This is a genomic window from Vibrio sp. 10N.222.49.C12 (assembly GCF_041475025.1).
GTDB lineage: Bacteria > Pseudomonadota > Gammaproteobacteria > Enterobacterales > Vibrionaceae > Vibrio > Vibrio crassostreae_C.
In genome coordinates, this window is record NZ_JBFRVF010000082.1 from 1 (window position 1) to 20,260 (window position 20,260).

17 protein-coding genes and 1 pseudogene are annotated in these 20,260 nt (G+C 44.5%); 8 read left to right on the top strand and 10 right to left on the bottom strand.

Annotated features, from left to right (window positions below):
* Together AB4583_RS19455 and AB4583_RS19460 are read left to right on the top strand one after the other, a co-directional pair.
* The coding region (locus AB4583_RS19455) for an FKBP-type peptidyl-prolyl cis-trans isomerase (protein ID WP_170967442.1) at window positions 1-216 on the top strand (216 nt) is incomplete at its 5' end.
* A gap of 134 nt (window positions 217-350) precedes the next feature.
* Window positions 351-845 (top strand): DUF2780 domain-containing protein, encoded by a 495-nt coding sequence (locus AB4583_RS19460; protein WP_017058875.1) that lies wholly within the window; start codon window positions 351-353, stop codon window positions 843-845.
* A gap of 241 nt (window positions 846-1,086) precedes the next feature.
* On the opposite strand, the gene secF is transcribed toward AB4583_RS19460, so the two are convergent.
* From secF to queA, 5 genes are all read right to left on the bottom strand, one after another.
* Window positions 1,087-2,034 (bottom strand): protein translocase subunit SecF, encoded by a 948-nt coding sequence (gene secF / locus AB4583_RS19465; protein WP_372118920.1) that lies wholly within the window; start codon window positions 2,032-2,034, stop codon window positions 1,087-1,089.
* Window positions 2,035-2,048: 14 nt separating this feature from the next.
* Entirely contained in the window at window positions 2,049-3,905 is a 1,857-nt protein-coding gene (gene secD, locus AB4583_RS19470) for a protein translocase subunit SecD (protein ID WP_081325187.1), read from the bottom strand.
* A 20-nt stretch (window positions 3,906-3,925) separates the two neighbouring features.
* On the bottom strand, window positions 3,926-4,255 hold the full coding sequence (gene yajC / locus AB4583_RS19475) for a preprotein translocase subunit YajC (RefSeq protein ID WP_010440492.1): 330 nt from the start codon (window positions 4,253-4,255) through the stop codon (window positions 3,926-3,928).
* 111 nt (window positions 4,256-4,366) lie between these two features.
* Complete coding sequence (gene tgt / locus AB4583_RS19480) at window positions 4,367-5,503, bottom strand: tRNA guanosine(34) transglycosylase Tgt (RefSeq protein ID WP_017056177.1); 1,137 nt, start codon at window positions 5,501-5,503, stop codon at window positions 4,367-4,369.
* A 195-nt stretch (window positions 5,504-5,698) separates the two neighbouring features.
* Window positions 5,699-6,751, bottom strand: a complete 1,053-nt coding sequence (gene queA / locus AB4583_RS19485; RefSeq protein ID WP_017062523.1) for a tRNA preQ1(34) S-adenosylmethionine ribosyltransferase-isomerase QueA — start codon at window positions 6,749-6,751, stop codon at window positions 5,699-5,701.
* 334 nt (window positions 6,752-7,085) lie between these two features.
* Here queA and AB4583_RS19490 point away from each other — a divergent pair, with 334 nt between their 5' ends.
* On the top strand, window positions 7,086-7,532 hold the full coding sequence (locus AB4583_RS19490) for a CBS domain-containing protein (protein WP_017062524.1): 447 nt from the start codon (window positions 7,086-7,088) through the stop codon (window positions 7,530-7,532).
* A gap of 69 nt (window positions 7,533-7,601) precedes the next feature.
* On the opposite strand, the gene AB4583_RS19495 is transcribed toward AB4583_RS19490, so the two are convergent.
* Window positions 7,602-8,507, bottom strand: a complete 906-nt coding sequence (locus AB4583_RS19495) for a hydrogen peroxide-inducible genes activator (protein WP_017062525.1) — start codon at window positions 8,505-8,507, stop codon at window positions 7,602-7,604.
* Between the two features lie 210 nt (window positions 8,508-8,717).
* Between AB4583_RS19495 and AB4583_RS19500 the strand changes: the two genes are divergently transcribed.
* The 3 genes and pseudogenes from AB4583_RS19500 to AB4583_RS19510 form a co-directional block, all read left to right on the top strand.
* Window positions 8,718-9,326, top strand: a complete 609-nt coding sequence (locus tag AB4583_RS19500; RefSeq protein ID WP_017062526.1) for a peroxiredoxin C — start codon at window positions 8,718-8,720, stop codon at window positions 9,324-9,326.
* A gap of 311 nt (window positions 9,327-9,637) precedes the next feature.
* Window positions 9,638-10,381, top strand: coding sequence for a copper homeostasis protein CutC (locus AB4583_RS19505; RefSeq protein ID WP_372052432.1), 744 nt, complete (start codon window positions 9,638-9,640; stop codon window positions 10,379-10,381).
* A gap of 146 nt (window positions 10,382-10,527) precedes the next feature.
* A pseudogene (locus AB4583_RS19510) lies at window positions 10,528-10,791 on the top strand (hypothetical protein); the annotation flags it as partial.
* Between the two features lie 9 nt (window positions 10,792-10,800).
* On the opposite strand, the gene phoU reads toward AB4583_RS19510, so the two are convergent.
* From phoU to AB4583_RS19530, 4 genes are all read right to left on the bottom strand, one after another.
* Entirely contained in the window at window positions 10,801-11,499 is a 699-nt protein-coding gene (gene phoU / locus AB4583_RS19515) for a phosphate signaling complex protein PhoU (protein WP_017068606.1), read from the bottom strand.
* A gap of 74 nt (window positions 11,500-11,573) precedes the next feature.
* A complete protein-coding gene (pstB, locus tag AB4583_RS19520; protein WP_009848269.1) occupies window positions 11,574-12,392 on the bottom strand; it encodes a phosphate ABC transporter ATP-binding protein PstB in 819 nt (272 codons plus the stop codon).
* Complete coding sequence (gene pstA / locus AB4583_RS19525; RefSeq protein ID WP_050619859.1) at window positions 12,393-14,102, bottom strand: phosphate ABC transporter permease PstA; 1,710 nt, start codon at window positions 14,100-14,102, stop codon at window positions 12,393-12,395.
* 111 nt (window positions 14,103-14,213) lie between these two features.
* Complete coding sequence (locus AB4583_RS19530; protein ID WP_372052315.1) at window positions 14,214-16,430, bottom strand: ABC transporter permease subunit; 2,217 nt, start codon at window positions 16,428-16,430, stop codon at window positions 14,214-14,216.
* 200 nt (window positions 16,431-16,630) lie between these two features.
* Between AB4583_RS19530 and ppk1 the strand changes: the two genes are divergently transcribed.
* Window positions 16,631-18,727: a polyphosphate kinase 1 gene (gene ppk1 / locus AB4583_RS19535; protein WP_372118926.1), complete on the top strand. Its 2,097-nt coding sequence runs from the start codon at window positions 16,631-16,633 to the stop codon at window positions 18,725-18,727.
* Complete coding sequence (gene ppx, locus AB4583_RS19540; RefSeq protein WP_017068609.1) at window positions 18,718-20,229, top strand: exopolyphosphatase; 1,512 nt, start codon at window positions 18,718-18,720, stop codon at window positions 20,227-20,229. The genes ppk1 and ppx overlap by 10 nt, the downstream gene beginning before the upstream one ends.
* The last annotated feature ends 31 nt before the right edge of the window (window positions 20,230-20,260 follow it).

The window sequence follows — 20,260 nt, forward strand, 5'->3', positions numbered from 1 at the left end:
GTTTTCGACAGCTCTGTATCTCGCGGTCAACCTGCTGAATTCCCAGTAACTGGCGTAATTCAAGGTTGGGTACAAGCTCTACAAATGATGCCTGTTGGCTCTAAGTGGAAGCTATACATCCCTCAAGATCTAGCATACGGTGAGCGTGGCGCAGGTGCTGCAATCCCACCATTTGCTGCTCTAGTATTTGAAGTAGAACTTCTAGCTATTCTTTAATTTTTATAAAAACCTTTAGTAAAACAAAATACTATTGGCAAATAAAATTGAAATAATCCAACGGCGATGTGACTACATCGCCGTTTTTCGTTTATAGTGAAAGAGTAAATTACTTTATTACTTAAGGACGAATAATGAAGAAAGTACTCATCACAGTTTTAAGCAGCCTTGCTGTTGTCTCTTGCGCTAGCACTAGCGACTCTGAACAAACCAGTTCATCATCAGATACCAACTATTCCCAACTATCCCAAACTGCACTGATGGCTGCAGTGAATATGTGGTCTCAGCAGAACGAAACAACACCGCTTGTGGATACGGTAGCTGACCAAGCTTCTGTTACCAGCGACCAAGCAGTTGGCGGTATTGGTTCAATGTTAGCCCTTGCACAAAACTCTCTTGGCACAGCCGACAACAAAGAACTCGCGACACTTATTCCGGGTATGTCGAGCCTTGAGTCTACTGGTCTATCATCGCTACTAAGCTCACAAGGTGCCGTTGAAAGTGCGTTTTCTGGATTAGGTATGGATCCATCAATGGTTACAACATTTGCACCCATCATTCTTCAAGCACTGCAGTCACAAGGTGCAACGAGCGGCCTGATGGATTCACTTTCAGCTATATGGCAATAATCGTTAGTTATTAATAGCTAGCTTAAAATCTAATAAGGGCACTTCGGTGCTCTTTTTTGTGCGTGGAAGAAAAGATATTTGAGATACGAGATACGAGATACGATCAGGATGTCTCTTAGTGAAATGAAGTTCAACATACTTCAACGCTAAATTGTATTGAGCTTCCCTAGAATACAGACGTAAAAAAACCGCTAGTTGCCTAGCGGTTTTTTTGGTTTAGCGAAACTTATTAAGCCAAAGCCTAAGGCATCTCGTCAAACTCTTCACCTTCTTTGTCCACTTGTGGTGGCATTAGGTGTTCACGCGTAATACCCAACTTCATAGCTAGTGCAGATGCAACGTAGATAGAAGAGTAAGTACCAACCGTAATACCCAATAGAAGTGCAGTCGCGAAGCCGTGGATCATAGCGCCGCCCTGAACGAACAGTGCGATAACTACGAATAACGTGGTACCAGAAGTGATCAATGTACGGCTCAATGTTTGTGTGATTGAGCTATTCAGTACTTCAGGTGCTTCACCCTTACGCATCTTACGGAAGTTCTCACGAATACGGTCGAATACAACAATGGTATCGTTGAGGGAGTAACCGACGACCGTTAGCAAGGCTGCTACGATGGTAAGGTCGACCTCAATTTGCATTAGAGAGAACACACCCAGAGTGATGATAACGTCGTGCGCCAGTGCTAATACTGCACCCGCAGCCAAACGCCATTCAAATCGCACTGATACGTAGATCAAGATACAGATAAGAGAAACTAGAATAGCAAGGCCACCCGCTTCTGCTAATTCGTCACCCACGTTAGGACCAACGAACTCGATACGACGCATTTCAACTTGCTCACCAGTACCATTCTCAATAGCAGAAAGGATTTGGTTACCAAGCGTTTCGCCCGCTACGCCATCACGTGGACGTAAACGAACCATCACATCACGAGCTGAACCGAAGTTCTGTACCGTTGCATCACCAAAGCCTTCGGCTTCTAGTGCACTACGAATATCAGGAAGGTGTGCCGGTTGTTCAAAACCAACTTCAATCAGAGTACCGCCAGTAAAATCTAGACCCCAGTTCAACGATTTCGTTGTTAGGGTGAAGATAGCAGTACCAATCATCAAGATAGAAAAAACAAAGGCAACCTTTGACCAACGCATAAAGTCGATCATTTTGTCTGCTTTTAGAATCTGAAACATATTAATTCCTAGCCTTAGATCGACAGTTTTTTAACGCGTTTGCCGCCATACATCAGGTTCACGATACAACGTGTTCCGACAATAGCTGTAAACATTGAAGTCAAGATACCGATAGACAGCGTTACCGCGAAGCCTTTGATAGCACCCGTACCCACAGCAAATAGAATGATTGCTGTTAGTAGTGTGGTGATGTTGGCATCGGCGATTGTGCTGAATGCGTTCGCGTAACCTTGGTGAATAGCTTGTTGTGGACTGCGTCCATCTCGAAGCTCTTCACGTATACGCTCAAAGATCAGAACGTTCGCATCAACCGCCATACCGACCGTTAATACGATACCGGCAATACCCGGTAGGGTCATGGTAGCCCCCGGAATCATCGACATAACACCGATAATCAACACCAAGTTAGCCATTAGCGCAACGTTCGCAATCAGACCAAAGCTACGGTAGTAAAGCAGCGTAAACAGCATTACAGCAGCCATACCCCAAACCATCGCCATGATACCCATATCGATGTTTTGCTGACCCATAGATGGACCAATGGTACGTTCTTCTACAATCGAGATAGGCGCAATCAACGCACCAGCACGCAGTAGAAGTGCCAAGTTATGAGCTTCAGCCGTTGAGTCAATACCAGTAATACGGAAGTTACGGCCTAGCGCAGATTGAATCGTCGCTTGGTTAATCACTTCTTCGTGCTTACTTAAGATAACTCGACCTTCCGGTGTTTTACGACCGCTGTCTTTGTACTCTGCAAATACCGTTGCCATTAGCTTACCGATATTCTGACGAGAGAATGCAGACATCTTGCTACCACCTTCGCTGTCTAGCGAGATGTTAACTTGAGGACGACCATATTCATCAACACTTGAGCTTGCATCAGTAATACTTGAGCCGCCTAGAATAACGCGCTTCTTAAGTACCACAGGACGACCATCACGATCTTGCTTGATTTCGCTACCCGCAGGGGCACGACCAGAAGCGGCAGCGGCTAAGTCAGCACTGCTATCCACTTCACGGAACTCAAGCGTCGCGGTAGCACCAAGAATTTCTTTAGCGCGAGCCGTGTCTTGAACACCAGGCAATTCCACTACGATACGGCTAGAGCCTTGACGTTGAACCAAAGGTTCAGCAACACCAAGTTCGTTAACACGGTTACGTAGAATGGTAATGTTTTGCTCTACCGCATAGTTGCGGATTTCTTGAAGACGAGCCTCTGTGAAGCTAGCAACCAAAGAAAAACGACCATTAGATTCAGAATCTACAAACGTCATGTCTTGGTGCTTAGATTGCAGTAGCGATTTCGCTTCAGCAAGCTGCTCGGCGTTACGTAGAATCACTTCAACCGCATCTTTACCAGATGGGCGAATTGCACGGTAACGGATTTTTTCTTCACGAAGTTCGCTACGGAACGCTTCTTCTTGTTGGCCAACCAGCTTTTGCATCGCAGCGTCCATATCCACTTCCATCAAGAAGTGAACACCACCACGTAGGTCAAGACCAAGCTTCATTGGTGCAGCACCAATAGATTCAAGCCAATCAGGAGTTGAAGCAGCTAAGTTTAAAGCAACGATTACGTCTTCATCTAATGCTTCAGTGATGACATCACGAGCACTAATTTGAGAGTCTGTATCGTTAAAACGAACAAGAATGGAACCGTTTTCTAGAGCAACGGATTTAGTAGAAAGGTTTTCAGCTTCAAGAGCATTGGTGACAGCATCCAGCGTAGACATATCTACAGAGGCGCCGCGCGCCCCTGTAACTTGAACTGCCGGATCTTCACCGTATATATTCGGAAGTGCGTACAACGCAGCGATGGCGATAGTAAACACCACCATCAGGTACTTCCATAACGGGTAACGGTTTAGCACAGCGAGGATCCTCTAGCTGTTTATAGAGATTTCAGAGTACCTTTTGGTAGCACTGCTGTAACGAAGTCTTTCTTGATAACTACTTCGTTGTTTGCATTCAGTTCGATAGCAACGTAGTCGCTGTCTTCTGCAATCTTAGTGATCTTGCCAATTAGGCCGCCGCTTGTAAGAACTTCATCACCTTTGCCCATAGAAGACATAAGGTTTTTGTGCTCTTTAACACGCTTAGCTTGTGGACGGTAGATCATGAAGTAGAAGATCACAGCGAACATACCTAGCATGATAAGCATTTCGAAACCGCCGCCTGCTGGTGCACCTTCTGCTGCTGCGTGAGCTTGAGAAATAAACATTTAAAACATCCTCTATTTATATTTTCGTAATTGTTTGTCTAATTGGGTCGCATCCCTTTATTTTCAAGCCCCATCACTCGGAAGAGAGATAGGGCTCGCAAAAAAGAAATACTAAGATTCTTTACCTAGTGGTGGCACTTCACGCCCCATTCTTGCGTAGAACTCTGCAACGAACTCTTCAAAGCGGTCTTCATCGATAGACTGACGAATGTCTGACATTACTCGTTGGTAGAAACGCAGGTTATGAATCGTGTTCAGTCGAGCACCTAGGATTTCGTTACAACGATCCAAATGGTGTAAGTACGACTTGCTGTAGTTCTTACAAGTGTAACAGTCACACTCTGAATCTAGTGGTGTTGTATCGGTTTTATGCTTCGCATTACGGATCTTGATCACACCTTCAGTCACAAACAGGTGGCCGTTACGTGCATTTCGCGTTGGCATTACACAGTCAAACATGTCGATACCACGGCGAACACCTTCAACCAAGTCTTCCGGTTTGCCTACGCCCATTAGGTAACGTGGCTTATCTTCTGGCAGTTGAGGACATGTGTGCTCAAGAATGCGGTGCATATCTTCTTTTGGTTCGCCTACTGCTAGGCCACCTACTGCGTAACCGTCAAAACCAATTTCTGTTAGGCCTTTAACGGATACATCACGAAGGTCTTCGTACACGCCACCTTGAACGATACCGAACAGTGAGTTCGGGTTTTCAAGTTTGTCGAAGTGGTTACGTGAACGCTCAGCCCAACGAAGAGACATCTCCATTGAGTCTTTTGCTTCTTTGTGTGTCGCAGGGTAAGGCGTACACTCATCGAAGATCATTACGATGTCTGAACCTAAATCTTTTTGGATTTCCATAGACTTCTCAGCGTCCATGAAGATCTTGTCACCGTTTACAGGGTTACGGAAATGAACACCCTCTTCAGTGATTTTACGCATTGCACCTAGGCTGAATACTTGAAAGCCGCCTGAATCAGTCAGGATAGGACCGTGCCAGTTCATGAAATCGTGCAGGTCACCGTGCATTTTCATGATTTCTTGACCAGGACGTAGCCATAGGTGGAATGTGTTACCTAATAGGATTTCAGCACCTGTGTCTTTTACTTCTTCAGGTGTCATACCTTTAACAGTACCGTAAGTACCTACAGGCATGAATGCTGGGGTTTCAACGGTACCGCGTTCAAACTGAAGTTGACCACGACGTGCGCCGCTATTAGTTTTTTTAAGTTCGTATTTTAATTTCACGAAGCCTCCAATATGCCAGAGAAACAATCTGACTGTTAATTCAGAACCTTAGGCCAAACAAAAGTTCAGTCTAGTGGGTTCTATGAGGAGCGGTCGCGTATTCCTTGCGAGAGATTAGACAGACACCCTGCCCGACTCCTAGCTTACTGCTAGCACCCGTAAATTCTAATGTATATCGTTTATAACTAGCTTAAATTAGCTTGTTTTCTTATTGATGAACATGGCATCACCGTAGCTGAAGAAACGATATTCGCTCTTCACTGCGTGATCGTATGCGCCCATCACGTTGTCGTAACCTGCAAATGCACTCACCAACATAATCAGTGTTGATTCTGGCAAGTGGAAGTTGGTAATCAAGCAATCCACCAACTGGTATTCATAGCCAGGGAAGATGAAGATTTCTGTATCACCAAAGAAAGGAACGAGCTCAGTGCCTTTCTTCAATGCATCTTGAGCTGCACTTTCTAGTGAGCGTACTGATGTTGTACCAACAGCAATAATACGGCCGCCACGGGCTTTTGCTGCAGCTACGGCGTCAACCACTTCTTGCGGCACTTCAACGTACTCAGCATGCATGTGGTGATCGTTAATATTATCAACTTTTACTGGCTGGAACGTACCAGCACCAACATGAAGCGTCACGTAAGCAAACTCAACACCTTTTTCTTTCATGTCAGCCATTAGCTTGTCATCAAAGTGAAGGCCTGCTGTTGGCGCTGCAACCGCACCCGGCTTTTCATTATAGACAGTCTGGTAGCGCTCTTTATCTGCATCTTCATCAGGACGATCGATGTAAGGAGGCAGTGGCATGTGACCAACACTGTTAAGAATCTCTAAAACGCTTTGATCAGATGTGAAATGGATTTCGAATAACGCATCGTGACGCGCCACCATTTCAGCTTCATATTCATCGTTCTCACCAAGGAACAACTTGGTACCCGGCTTCGGTGATTTAGAACAACGAACATGCGCAAGAATGCTTTTCTCATCAAGCATACGTTCAACCAGCACTTCAAGCTTACCGCCTGATGCCTTGCGACCAAATACACGAGCTGGAATCACTCGAGTGTTATTGAAAACAACAAGATCGCCTGGCTCAACCAAGTCTAAAACGTCTTTAAACGAACCATCAGCTAGGTTACCGCTGTTGCCATCTAATTTAAGCAGGCGGCTTGCTGTACGCTCCTCTTGAGGATAGCGAGCAATGAGTTCATCTGGTAGGTCAAAGTGAAAATCTGAAACTTGCATGTGTCTAGTCTTGTCTTAGTTGATGAGATTTGTGCCGTTGACGAATCATAAATCGTAGTTGCTGGATAATCGTTACGGTAAGTCAATCGTTACCAGAAACACATCGCAAACACGACTAAAAATTTCGCAGTGGGCTAGTATAGGCACACGAGCCGCAATAGCAAGGTTTACAGCACTGGATTATTGTAAAGAGGCGTAAAATAATGCGACTGATTCACCTCCTCAAGCTAAAGAATTAGTTGCATAAAACTCACCCAAGAATGCGTCAGATCTCAGTTATTTTTTGGATAAAAAACTATAGTAATAGCAACAAATAAAAAAGAAGGAGGTTCGTATGATCAAGGTTGAAGATATGATGACTCGCAACCCTCATACCCTATTGCGCTCACACTCACTGGCCGATGCTAAGCACATGATGGAAGCACTTGATATCCGCCATATTCCGGTCGTCGATTCCGACAGGCAACTACTAGGTGTCGTCACACAACGAGACGTTCTCGCCGCTCAAGAATCCAGCCTACAAAACATCCCACAAGCTCAATCTTTTACTCTTGCTACTCCCCTCAACGACATCATGCACAAAAGTGTTATGTCGGTAGAGCCGCGTGCAGGATTAAAAGAATCGGCTATCTACATGCAGAAACATAAAGTGGGCTGTTTACCTGTCGTAGAAAACCACGAACTAGTAGGCATTATTACAGACAGCGATTTTGTCACGATAGCGATCAATTTACTGGAGCTGCAAGAAGAAGTAGAGCCAGAAGAAGCAGAAGTAGAGTAACGCTCGGAATTGATATAAAGAAGAGCGGCCAATTCAGCCGCTCAGAGGGATTGTTGTCGCAGCGGATTATTATAGAAGCTCAGATACCACATCCGCTAATTGATGGAATGTCTCACGACGCGAAGAGCTTGGTCGCCAGACAAGGCCAATATCTCGGTAGGCCTGCTGACCAGGAGGATCGATCACAACGAGATTCTGGTTTTCCAATAAACCGTGGTCGATCGCCATTTGCGGAATAAAGGTGGTTCCTAAACCATTGGCCACCATTTGCACCAATGTGTGAAGGCTCGTCGCAGTGAACGGGTTGATCTTCTCTTTATCCGTTAACTTACAAGCCGACACAGCATGCTCGGTTAAGCAATGCTCGTTCTCCAACAAAAATACAGATTCGTCTGGCAGGTCATCGTATTTAATCGGAACGCGAATACCATCAGCTTGATTGCGACTGATCACCATCCGGAAAGGGTCTTGCCCAACAACTTGGCTTTCCATATTGTCGATATCGACAGGCAAAGCCAGAATCAGCACATCTAAGTCTCCATGACGCAGCGCAGCCAATAGGTTGGTCGTTGTGTCTTCACGTAACAGCAAATTTAATTGTGGAAAGCGCTGGTTGGCTTCCTGTACCAAATCGCACAAAAGGAACGGCGCTATAGTAGGAATACACCCGACTCGCAGCTGCCCTTGCATCGCATCCCCGTTACATAGATTTCCAAGCTCTACGAGATCTTGTCCTTTCGCTAGTAGCTCTCGACCGTGCTTGACCACCAGCTCACCTGCTTGCGTGAAAACTAGCGGGCTCTTTTTATCTTTCTTCTCATAAAGCGGGCAACCAATCAGCTCTTCTAGGTTTTGAATGCCTTTACTTAGCGTAGATTGACTGACGAAACAGCGATCTGCGGCATCACTGAAATGACGAGTTTCGTGAAGAGTAACAAGATAGTGAAGTTGCTTAAGACTTGGCCATTTATTCATGAAATTACTTTGTAATATGAGTAGGATAAGTTAGGTAAAGGTCATTCGACCTAAGGACAGGACAAAGAATAAGCTTATCGCTTTTTTCGATTAACTTAATCTATTTAATTCGCTTTTTTCTATAGTACCGATTGTACTATAGTTTGTCCCGTAGAAACGGAGCCCAAACAAAGATGTGTTGGGCCAACTAATTTTTTAGGAGATTCCAAAATGGTACTAGTAGGTCGTCAAGCCCCTGACTTTACTGCAGCAGCTGTTCTAGGTAACGGTGAGATCGTTGATAACTTCAACTTCGCAGAATTCACTAAAGGTAAGAAAGCTGTAGTTTTCTTCTACCCACTAGACTTCACTTTCGTTTGTCCTTCAGAGCTAATCGCTTTCGACAACCGTCTTGAAGATTTCCAAGCTAAAGGCGTTGAAGTAATCGGTGTTTCTATCGATTCTCAATTCTCTCACAACGCATGGCGTAACACTGCTATCGCTGATGGCGGTATTGGTCAAGTTAAATACCCTCTAATTGCTGACGTTAAGCACGAGATCTGCAAAGCATACGATGTTGAGCACCCAGAAGCAGGCGTTGCTTTCCGTGGTTCTTTCCTAATCGACGCTGACGGTCTTGTACGTCACCAAGTAGTTAACGATCTTCCACTAGGTCGTAACATCGACGAAATGCTACGCATGGTAGACGCACTAAACTTCCACGAGAAGAACGGTGAAGTTTGTCCTGCACAATGGGAAGAAGGCAAATCAGGTATGGACGCATCTCCAAAAGGTGTTGCAGCATTCCTATCTGAGCACGCTGACGACCTAAGCAAGTAATTACCTCTTAAGCCCGAACTCAACGCGGGTTAATGGTTGGAAGATTCTCTTTAAAGAGACATAAAGCATAAGCTAATAGCGCAAAGCGCACCGCCAATCAGTTAAGAAGTAAAGTCCTATTAAAAGCCCGAAGTTAACGCTTCGGGCTTTTTGTTTTCCCTCTCCTCGCTCCCCTAGACTGACTCTTGTAATAGATAATTGAGGTAGCGATAAACCTAAACTTTACCTCTATTTTCCCTTATCCCCATCTATTCAGAATCACACCTAGATTGCTATTATTTCATCAGTATCTTTTTGAACGGATAAACACGATGAACACCGAAATTGAAGTCTGTATCGATAACTTAGAATCTCTTCATACCGCACTATCTGGTGGCGCGAATCGAATTGAGCTTTGCTCTTCATTAGCACTTGGCGGATTAACTCCAAGCTTCGGAATGATGAAACAAGCGGCAATAGCTTCGTCGGTTCCGGTCTACGCTATGATACGCCCAAGACAAGGCGACTTCATTTTCGATAACGACGATATGCTCTGTATGCTTGAAGATATTGAAGCTTGCGCAAATGCAGGATTGGATGGGGTCGTACTTGGTGTATTAGCGCCGAACGGAAGTATTGATATGCCAAAAATGCAGCAACTGGCTGACAAAGCGCACTCATTGAAGCTTGGAATGACGTTCCATAGAGCCATTGATCAAAGCTCTGATTATCAAACAGCATTAGAACAGGTCATCACACTTGGATGTGAAAGAATCCTGACATCAGGGCTCGCTGTTAATGCTGAGCAAGGCATCAATGTGCTCGCAGATATGGTCAAACAAGCCGATGGCAGAATCGATATCATGGCTGGCGCTGGCGTCAATGCAACGAATGCTAAGATGATTCAAAGTACCACCCAAGTACCTGCACTTCACCTTTCAGGTAAATCGACAAGACCGAGTCTAATGGAAAACAACTCAAGTGCTCAAATGGGCAGTGATAATATTGATGATTATCAGATCCCAGTGACAGATGCGAGTAAGATATCTGATGTGAGAGCCGCCCTCACCGCTTAGGGCAATAGTCGCCAGCATAAATCCAGAGAACCTCGCTGACTAATCTAACTGACTGACGTATATTAGATTTAATAGCGCAGAAAATTTTCATGGATAGATATGGCTAAAGACTTATTCAGCTCTCTTGATTTAAACCTGTTACGAAGCAAAACATGTTTGGAAGAAACCAAATCCACGGCTTTCAGGCTGAAATTGGCGTGGCAAGTTATGACGGTACGAAAACGCGCTCAGGCGAAGTAGAAGAGAAAACAACACATGGTATAAGCCTAGGCGGGGCCTACGTTTACCAAGCGACACCAATGCTTGGATTACGTGCTGGTGTTGATATGAATATTTTTGATCACAACAAAACCTTTGTGCCTTACGACACAACGGTCAATTTCAATCTTGGTGCAATAATTAGCTTCTAAAGATAAGCTCTATTTTAGTGCGTCATCAAGGCTTTGATCGCCTAGGTGACGTACATCTTTACCCTTCACAAAGTAAATAATGTATTCGCAGATATTTTGGCAGCGGTCTCCCACTCGCTCAATCGCACGCGCTGACCACATCACCTGCAAAATATTAGGAATGTTCTTAGGGTCTTCCATCATATAGGTCATTAACTGACGAATAACGGCCTCGTACTCCGCATCCAACTTATCATCAAGCTTGTGAACTTCAGCTGCCGCATCAACATCCATACGAGCAAAAGCATCTAATACTTGGTGAAGCATGGTGATAGCCTGACGGCAAAGAGGCTCTAAAGATACGTGGAATTTCTGCTCTTTGGTTGAAGGGATCTCAATAGTACCTTGCGCAATTTTAGAGGCAACATCGCCAATACGTTCTAAGTCGGTAATGGTTTTGATGATCGCCATAATCAAACGCAGATCTTTTGCGGTCGGCTGACGCTTCGCAATAATACGAGTACATGCTTCATCGATTGAAACTTCCATCGCATTCACTTTGTGGTCATCACGAATCACTTTCTTGGCCAGTTCCGCGTCATCTTTATGCAGAGCTTGCATCGCAAAGGACAACTGCTGCTCTACCAATCCACCCATAGTTAATACGTGTGTACGGATCGATTCTAACTCAACATTGAATTGCCCTGAAATGTGGCGACCGAAATGCATACTTGCTCCTTGAAAGAAATGAAGAAAGCCATTTTTGTAGAGTGACTTAGCTCTAGATGACACCTTTGGAGAGGTTAGCCATATCTACCAGTAATGTAGTCTTCCGTCTGGTTTTTCAATGGAGACGTAAAAATTGAGTCCGTATCTGAGTACTCGATCAATTTTCCCATATGAATAAAGGCAGTATGGTCACTTACACGCGCGGCTTGTTGCATGTTGTGGGTAACAATCACCACTGTGTATTGCGTTTTGAGATCGTTGATCAACTCTTCAATCGTCAAAGTAGAAATCGGATCGAGTGCCGATGTCGGCTCATCTAACAACAGCACTTCAGGCTCAATCGCAACCGCACGAGCGATAACCAAACGCTGCTGTTGACCGCCAGATAAACCAAAAGCATTCTCATGCAACCGATCTTTCACTTCATCCCATAACGCAGCAGCGCGCAGAGAGCGTTCAACCGCATCATCAAGGTCTCGGCTGTTGCTAACGCCTTGTAGCCTCAAGCCATAAACCACATTCTCATAGATAGATTTAGGAAAAGGGTTCGGTCGCTGGAATACCATACCCACACGGCGTCGTAAGGTCGCAACATCCACCTTAGGGTGATAGACGTTCTTGCCATGAAGCTTCACTTTCCCGGAAACCTTACAGCCTTCAACAAGATCGTTCATGCGATTAATGCAGCGCAGCAGAGTCGACTTACCACACCCTGATGGGCCGATAAACGCGGTCACCTGCCCCTTAGGGATCTGCATTGAAATATCATCGAGTGCTTGGCTCTCTTTATAATAAAGATTCAGCCCTTCAATCGAGATAGCGATTTGCTCATCCTTCAGGTTGTGTACATCAAGTGGTGCTTGGTAACCCAAGGTTTCATTAATCGAGAACATCTAATCTTGTCCTAAGGTTCGGTATTTTTCACGCAAGTTATTACGGATATTGATGGCTGTTAAGTTCAACCCAACAATCACCGTAACCAATAAAAATGAAGTCGCATACACTAAAGGTCGTGCCGCTTCGATATTAGAGGTTTGAAAACCAACATCATAGATATGAAAGCCTAAATGCATGAACTTTCTATCTAAGTGTAAATACGGAAACTGACCATCGACTGGCAAGCTGGATGCCAATTTAACAACACCCACCAGCATAAGTGGTGCAACTTCCCCCGCGGCTCTCGCGATTGCCAAAATTAAACCAGTGATAATCGCTGGGCTTGCCATCGGTAAAACAATGCGCCAAAGCGTCTCAAATTGAGTCGCACCAAGCGCTAATGAACCGTGCCTCACTGCACTAGGAATACGCGTTAAGCCCTCTTCCGTGGTTACGATAACGACTGGAAGCGTCAAGACCGCTAAGGTTAGTGCTGACCAAAGTAGACCCGGCGTACCAAATGTCGGTGCTGGCAATCGCTCTGCATAGAACAACGTATCAATCGAGCCACCAATGGTATAAACAAAAAAGCCTAAACCAAAAACGCCATACACAATCGACGGTACACCCGCCAAGTTAATCACGGCGATACGAATTAAACGTGTTAGTGCGTTGTTTTTTGCGTATTCATGAAGATATATCGCAGCGACTACCCCAAGAGGCATCACGACGATCGACATGAGAATAACCAACAGTACTGTGCCAAAAATAGCAGGAAACACACCGCCTTCAGAGTTTGAGTCTCGTGGGTTCTCTGATAAGAACTTCCAAACTTGTTTGCCCCAGTGCCCAACCTTTTCTAGGTAAGACATATTATTTGGGTACCAATAATCCAGAATGTGGCTGAGCGAGATCTCGACCAGCTCGCCTGTCATATCCTCAACCAGCAAGCTTTCGACATTAAGTTGCGTTCTAAGGTGCTCAAGCTTAACTTCGGCTTCACCTAACTGGCGGTTTAATTCCAGTTTAGTTTGAGTATAGGTTGTAAGGTATTCATCACTCACTGACTCATTGAGTTCAAGCTTACGCTTTTCTAAGCGCAGGTTTTCCAATTGCCAGCTGATATTGCGAATTTCTTGGTTCACGACACGCGACGTTTCTTTACGTAACGTATCAGCGAACGCCAAGCCTTGTTCGAGCTTTTGGTCTATGTTCGAATCAAAGGTGCCAGAAGCGGTTTTAAAACCCACCGGCTTACCAAAGAAATAACCACCTCGACTTCGTTCAATCACAACCCAATCTAGCGGGGTAGTGGGTTCACGTAAGTTAACATCCAGAATAGAAACAAAGTCCGCAGGGTACAGTTCTCTGTTAGCAACTTTGATGCTTAAGCGCTGTATCAGCCCAGTCGACAAATTTTGAGGAGACAAAAGGTCATGGACTTGTGGAACTTGCTCTATCGGGATGTATTTTCGTTCATATAACTGACCAACCAATACATCTTGTTTTGATACGGTTTCGTCAAGATCGACCACTAGCGATAAGTCTTTGGAGTCAACTTGCCATTGATACAAAGGTGCGGGCCAAAAATAGGTTAAGCCCTTCCAACCAATCAGCAGCATTAGGCCAAGAACAGAAAGCATACTGATGCTCACCGCCCCGCCCGTAAGCCAGATCCACGGAGAGCCCGATTTAACCCAAGATAATAATGACTTCAGTTTATTCATCATGATCGACCTTGCTCTTGGCGTGCTGAAATCAAGGAGCTGCAAAGATCAAGAGACACGCTAGTCAAGCCACTAAAAGCCATTGATACACATTGAGGCAAACCTTTAAAACTACAGCGCACGATATTTATCTCTCAGTCTTTGTCTAACCCACTCAGCAACTGAGTTCACCGCGAATGTAAAGATAAACAGCAAGAGTGCAGCCAAGAACAGCAAGCGGAAATGAGAACCACCCACTTCTGATTCTGGCAGCTCAACAGCAATCGTTGCCGATAAAGTTCTCATCCCTTCCAAAACATTCCAGTCAAGAATTGGGGTGTTACCTGTCGCCATCAAGACGATCATGGTTTCACCAACTGCTCGCCCTAGGCCCATCATAACCGCAGAAAAGATACCTGGACTCGCCGTCAATAGCACCACATAAATAAGCGTCTGCCACGCCGTCGCACCCAACGCTAATGACCCATCAGACAAATGTTTAGGTACAGAGAAAATAGCATCTTCAGCAATAGTGAAAATCGTTGGGATGACCGCAAAGCCCATAGCAAAACCAACCACTAGCGCATTGCGTTGGTCAAAGTCGATACCATAGCTAGCCAAGAAGGTACGAATATCACCACCAAATAACAAGGCTTCAATGTTGTTTCCACCAGCAAACACCGCAACCACAGTAATCACCAATACCGGAATCAATATCAGAGCATGCCAACCATTAGAGAAGCGACCCGTTACCCTCTTCGGTAAACAGAACCAAACAAGTCCAGTCAGTAGTGTGCTCAGTGGTAATAACACCATCAATGAGAAGACGGCCGTTAAATGCGTCTCGACGATTGGAGCAAACCAAAGCCCGGCCAAGAATCCGATGATCACGGTCGGAAGTGCTTCCATCAGCTCTATCGAAGGCTTCACCACTCTTCGCATGCGTGGAGACATAAAGTAAGCGGTGTAAATAGCTCCGAGCACAGCAACCGGCACGGCAAACATCATCGCAAACAGAGCTGCTTTGATAGTACCGAATGTGATAGGTACTAAACTGAATTTCTCTTCAAAGTCATCATTCGCCGACGTTGATTGCCAAACGTATTGCGGCTCAGGGTAACTTTCATACCAGACCTTTTGCCAAAGCGATGAGAATGAGATTTGTGGGTATTCATTGTCGACTTTAGCCACACTGATGATGCCATCAATCAACGTTGCCAGATGCAGTTCATTGGCAGACATAGCGGCTAGTTGTGGTGATTTATCAAATGCGCGTTCAAACAACGACAGCTTTTCACTGGTCGTATAGTGGCTTTGTAATGTGCCGTTCTTATAGAAGCTATAAAAACCCTTTCTATAAGTATCAGGAAGAATAAATTGCACTTGTTCAGCAAGTTGGAAGTCTCGAATATGGGTCAGGCTACGCTTTTCATCTTTGAGTACATCGAACCATTGAGAAACCTGTCCGTCCTCATGCGTAACCAACAACGAGTATGCGCCAGACAATAAATCGATGCTTTTCACGGAATGCTTCGCATCATTTAAGCTAAGATCAATCACTTCACGAACATCAAAACCGTTATCTGATAGTTTCAAAACAACCAAATCCGATTGTGCTCGTAGGTATAAGGTTTGCCCATCAGGTGTGACAAGCAGTTGCTGCTGCAAGCCCAACTTATCCGATAGCCATTGGCTCTTCTGAAAAACATACTGACCAGTAAGGTCACTCTGATACCACTTAACCAAGACTCGTTGGTCACTTAACTGAGCGGCAACCGTAATCCCACGTCCATTTTTAGAGAATGCGAATTTGTCGATCGTCGCCCCATTTGAGGGTTCATCATTTAAAAACGGTTCAGGGAGAGTGATTTGCTCAATTTTAGGTTCGGCTTCGCTGCCCTTTTTCAGCACAGGCGCACTATACTCAGGATAGAAAAAAGTAAGATTGCTTGCGCTGTCGGCAAAGGCAAACCAGTTTTCAGATGGGGTGTTTCGAGAAAAGGCGATGGGGTTGGCTACAACATCACGCTCAAAGTAAGAGTGTGTATTTTGAGACTCTAAATCCCAAAACTGTACCAAACCAGATTTTTCGATAGTAAATGCATGCTGACCGTATTCATCAACCGATAAGACGATAGGTTTTTCTACGGCAACGGTCTTTACAGCTTGGTCTGTCTCTAAACCAGTATCAGAAAATACCGGTAAAATGACCATCGCCAAGTAAACAAAGATCAATACTAGGGCAGCTAGAACACTGACCGCGCCACATGTCACCGAAAAACGGACGAGACGATCTTTCAACCATCTTTTTTTGTCGCGCTCTTTCAATGAAAATTGGGCTGATGCCATCTGTTTATCTACCTTTTTTTAGCTACTGACATAATATGTACGTTAGATGACAATTATATTACAAGTTACGTTAAACAACTGAAACTAATAACAAGTTTGTTAGCCATATTTCTTAAAGTAAGATCATGGATTTTGTGAATTTTGCCATTCTAATTTAAAGTAATCAGCTCTATAGCCAGTACTCAAGGATTCTCATCTCGATGGAAAAAGACTATGTCACAAAAGAACTTAGCTGGTTATCCTTCAACGAAAGAGTGCTCCAAGAAGCGGCAGATAAGTCAGTCCCCTTAATCGAAAGAGTTCGTTTTTTAGGTATTTACTCGAAAAACCTCGATGAGTTTTACAAAGTCCGATTTGCTGATGTGAAGCGAAAGATCTTACTTCAAGATCCACAGCTAACCTCCAACTCGCCGAAAAGCCTACTGACTAAAATGCAGAGCAAAGCAAGCAAGCTCGATGCTCAATTCCATGAACTGTATAACGACTTGCTATTGGAATTGGTACGCAATCGTATTTTTCTGGTCAACGAACAACAAATCAGCGAAGAACAAAGTGGCTGGATAAAAAAGTACTTTAAGAAAAAAGTGCTGCCACACTTAACTCCGATTCTCTTGAACGAAGATAGCCAGTTACTTAATATTCTCAAAGATGAACAAAGTTACTTAGCCATCGACATCGAGCGTGATGCATCATCTCAATATGTCTTACTCGAAATCCCATCAGAGGCACTCCCTCGATTTGTTAAGTTACCGGAAACTTCGGGTTCGCAGCGTACAACTTTGATCTTGTTAGATAATATAGTTCGATTTTGTTTGGATGACTTACTTAAAGGATTCTTTGAGTATGACTCATTGCGTTGTTTTGCGATAAAAATGACACGTGATGCCGATTATGATCTGCAAGAGGACAATGAAAATAACCTATTAGAATCGATGTCTTTAGGTTTAGAACAGCGCTTAACGGCACTGCCGATACGTCTGATCTATGAATCTGAAATGCCAACTGAAATGCTCAACTTCTTACAAGTCAGACTTAAACTGTCTGACTATGACAGTGTCATCGCAGGTGGTCGCTATCATAACTTCAAACATTTCTCTGAGTTCCCAAGCCTTAACCGACGTGATTTAGTTAATCGTCCTCTACCCGCGATTAAGTGTGCGCATTTCAGCCATTACCCAAACTATTTCGAAGCGATCAAAGCTCGCGACATCTTACTGCATTATCCTTATCACACCTTTAGTCACATCACTGAACTGGTTAGGCAGGCTTCCTTTGACCCGAAGGTAACCTCCATCAAAATAAACGTTTACCGTGTTGCGGAAGGCTCAAAACTCCTCAGCTCGATCATCGATGCGGCGCACAATGGCAAAAAGGTCACTGTGGTTGTCGAGCTGCAAGCACGCTTTGATGAGCAAGCCAACATTCAATGGACCAAGAAACTTCAAGAAGCGGGTGTAAAAGTCATCCATGGCATCCCAAGTTTGAAGATCCATTCCAAGTTGCTGCTCATCAAACGAAAAGAAGGCAAGCATACCGAGCATTATGCCCATATTGGCACTGGCAACTTCCATGAAGTTACAGCGCGCGTGTATACCGATTTTTCTCTGCTCACTGCGAATGAAGATTTGACTCAAGAGGTGAGACAAGTCTTTAAGTATATTGAAAACCCTTATCAAAAGTCCCAGTTCAAGCAACTGATTGTGTCACCAAAGAATACTAGAAAACGTCTGTACCAATTGATAGATAATGAAATACAAAACGCGATAGAAGGTAAACCTGCAAGCATCACTCTAAAACTCAACAACTTGGTCGATCGAGAGATCATTGAAAAGCTCTATCAGGCTAGCCAAGCCAATGTAAAAGTGAGAATGGTCATTCGCGGCATGTGCTCTCTTGTCCCTAGCATACCCAACATCAGTGATCATATTGAGATAGTCAGTGTGGTCGATCGTTTCCTCGAACATCCGAGAGTGATGATATTTGGTAACGCTGGAAAGCCGAAGGTCTATATATCTTCCGCTGACTGGATGACACGAAATTTTGATCACCGCATCGAAGTTGCAGCTCCAATTTTAGATTCAAAGATCAAGCAAACCATTATCGATATCACCGAGTTTCATTTCGATGACAGCAACAAAGCTCGAGTGCTAGACCAAGCGATGAGCAACTCTTACACACAACCACCAGCAAACCTACTTGATTACCCGACGTCACAACTCTCCACTTACCACTATATTAAACGTATGGAGAAACTTGCTCGCAAGAAGTGCAAACAAGAGAAGAAATCATGCCGCTAATTGATAACAAACATTCTCGATGTATTGCCGCTATCGACTTGGGTTCGAACAGCTTTCACATGGTGGTTGCCCGAGTATTCGATCAACACCTGCAATTAGTCAGCAGACACAAACAGAAAGTGAGATTAGGTGATGGATTGGATGAACGTAACGTCCTATCTGAAAGCGCTATCGAGCGAGGCCTAGAATGCCTCAAGGTGTTCGCAGAACGACTGGCGGATTTTGAGCTTGATGATGTCAGAGTTGTTGCGACTCATACCCTAAGAAAAGCCAAAAACGCTAAAGACTTCTTAGAGCAAGCCAAGCCACTGTTTCCTTTTCCAATAGAGATCATTTCCGGTCAAGAAGAAGCTCGAATAATCTATAACGGAGCAGAACACACTCAAACCGCTTCTGAATCTAAGTTGGTTATTGATATCGGTGGAGGGAGTACGGAACTCGTCGCCGGACAAGGCTTTACTCCTCTAATTATGCGCAGTTTACCGATGGGATGCGTCAACTTCACTCAACGTTTCTTTGCTGACGAAGGGCTAACTTCGCGACACTTCTCAGATGCTTATACCGCAGCTACTCGTCTATTGATGCCATTGATTGAAGAATACACAAAAGCCCCTTGGGAAATCGCTTTTGGCTCATCTGGTACCACGAAATCAATAAAAGAAGTACTCATTGGCTTAGGGTTCACCGATGGTCTCATTACGCCCCAACGCCTGTCCTATTTAAAGAATCACTTATGTGAGTTTTCATCATCCAACACCGTAAATCTTTCAGGCTTAAGTGATGAGAGAAAGCCTGTGTTTGCTGCAGGCGTCACCATTCTTTCAGCAGCAATGGATACGCTAGACATCAAGGAGTTACATTTTTCTGATGGTGCCCTGAGAGAAGGCGTTCTTTATGACATGGAGGATAGGTTTAAAGATATTGATATTCGAACAAGAACTGCCGAAACGCTCGTCTCTCGATACCATGTAGACGTAACTCATGGCGAGAAAGTGAAAGTGCTCGCTCTTTCATTGCTGAAACAAGTACAGCCTCAAGTGACAACTGCGGTCACTAATGAGCTGTATGATCTGCTTGGTTGGGCTGCAGTACTTCATGAGGTAGGACAAAGCATTGCATTCCAAGGCTATCACCGCCATTCGGCTTATCTGCTTAAGCATACGACAATGCCAGGCTTTAATACTGAGCAACAACGCCTTATATCAGCATTGGTTCGCTATCAAAGAAAAGCGCTCAAACTACAAGATTTGCCGGAACTTTCTCTGTTTACTCAGCAACAAGTCACCCTGCTGATTCGTATATTGAGACTCGCTATCTTACTCAACCGTCAGCGAAATCAAGCACTGGCCCCAGACGTGACTCTAACGATTGAACAACAGGATAACTGGGAATTGAAAGGAACTAACAGCGATTGGTTGGCCCAAAACCAACTGCTTGATTATGAGCTCAGAGAAGAGCAACAACGTTGGCAAAATGCAGGATGGTCGTTAAAGCTAAAATAACGAACAGTCAAAATTAAAACAGCCTGCGACG

Excerpts from the sequence above, each read along its gene's own strand:
- ppx (WP_017068609.1), top strand. The coding sequence starts at position 18,718 with ATGCCGCTAATTGATAACAAACATTCTCGATGTATTGCCGCTATCGAC.
- AB4583_RS19505 (WP_372052432.1), top strand. The coding sequence starts at position 9,638 with ATGAACACCGAAATTGAAGTCTGTATCGATAACTTAGAATCTCTTCAT.
- yajC (WP_010440492.1), bottom strand. The coding sequence starts at position 4,255 with ATGTTTATTTCTCAAGCTCACGCAGCAGCAGAAGGTGCACCAGCAGGC.
- AB4583_RS19495 (WP_017062525.1), bottom strand. The coding sequence starts at position 8,507 with ATGAATAAATGGCCAAGTCTTAAGCAACTTCACTATCTTGTTACTCTT.
- phoU (WP_017068606.1), bottom strand. The coding sequence starts at position 11,499 with ATGCATTTCGGTCGCCACATTTCAGGGCAATTCAATGTTGAGTTAGAA.
- pstB (WP_009848269.1), bottom strand. The coding sequence starts at position 12,392 with ATGTTCTCGATTAATGAAACCTTGGGTTACCAAGCACCACTTGATGTA.
- queA (WP_017062523.1), bottom strand. The coding sequence starts at position 6,751 with ATGCAAGTTTCAGATTTTCACTTTGACCTACCAGATGAACTCATTGCT.
- secF (WP_372118920.1), bottom strand. The coding sequence starts at position 2,034 with ATGTTTCAGATTCTAAAAGCAGACAAAATGATCGACTTTATGCGTTGG.
- AB4583_RS19490 (WP_017062524.1), top strand. The coding sequence starts at position 7,086 with ATGATCAAGGTTGAAGATATGATGACTCGCAACCCTCATACCCTATTG.
- AB4583_RS19500 (WP_017062526.1), top strand. The coding sequence starts at position 8,718 with ATGGTACTAGTAGGTCGTCAAGCCCCTGACTTTACTGCAGCAGCTGTT.
- AB4583_RS19460 (WP_017058875.1), top strand. The coding sequence starts at position 351 with ATGAAGAAAGTACTCATCACAGTTTTAAGCAGCCTTGCTGTTGTCTCT.
- ppk1 (WP_372118926.1), top strand. The coding sequence starts at position 16,631 with ATGGAAAAAGACTATGTCACAAAAGAACTTAGCTGGTTATCCTTCAAC.
- AB4583_RS19530 (WP_372052315.1), bottom strand. The coding sequence starts at position 16,430 with ATGGCATCAGCCCAATTTTCATTGAAAGAGCGCGACAAAAAAAGATGG.
- pstA (WP_050619859.1), bottom strand. The coding sequence starts at position 14,102 with ATGAATAAACTGAAGTCATTATTATCTTGGGTTAAATCGGGCTCTCCG.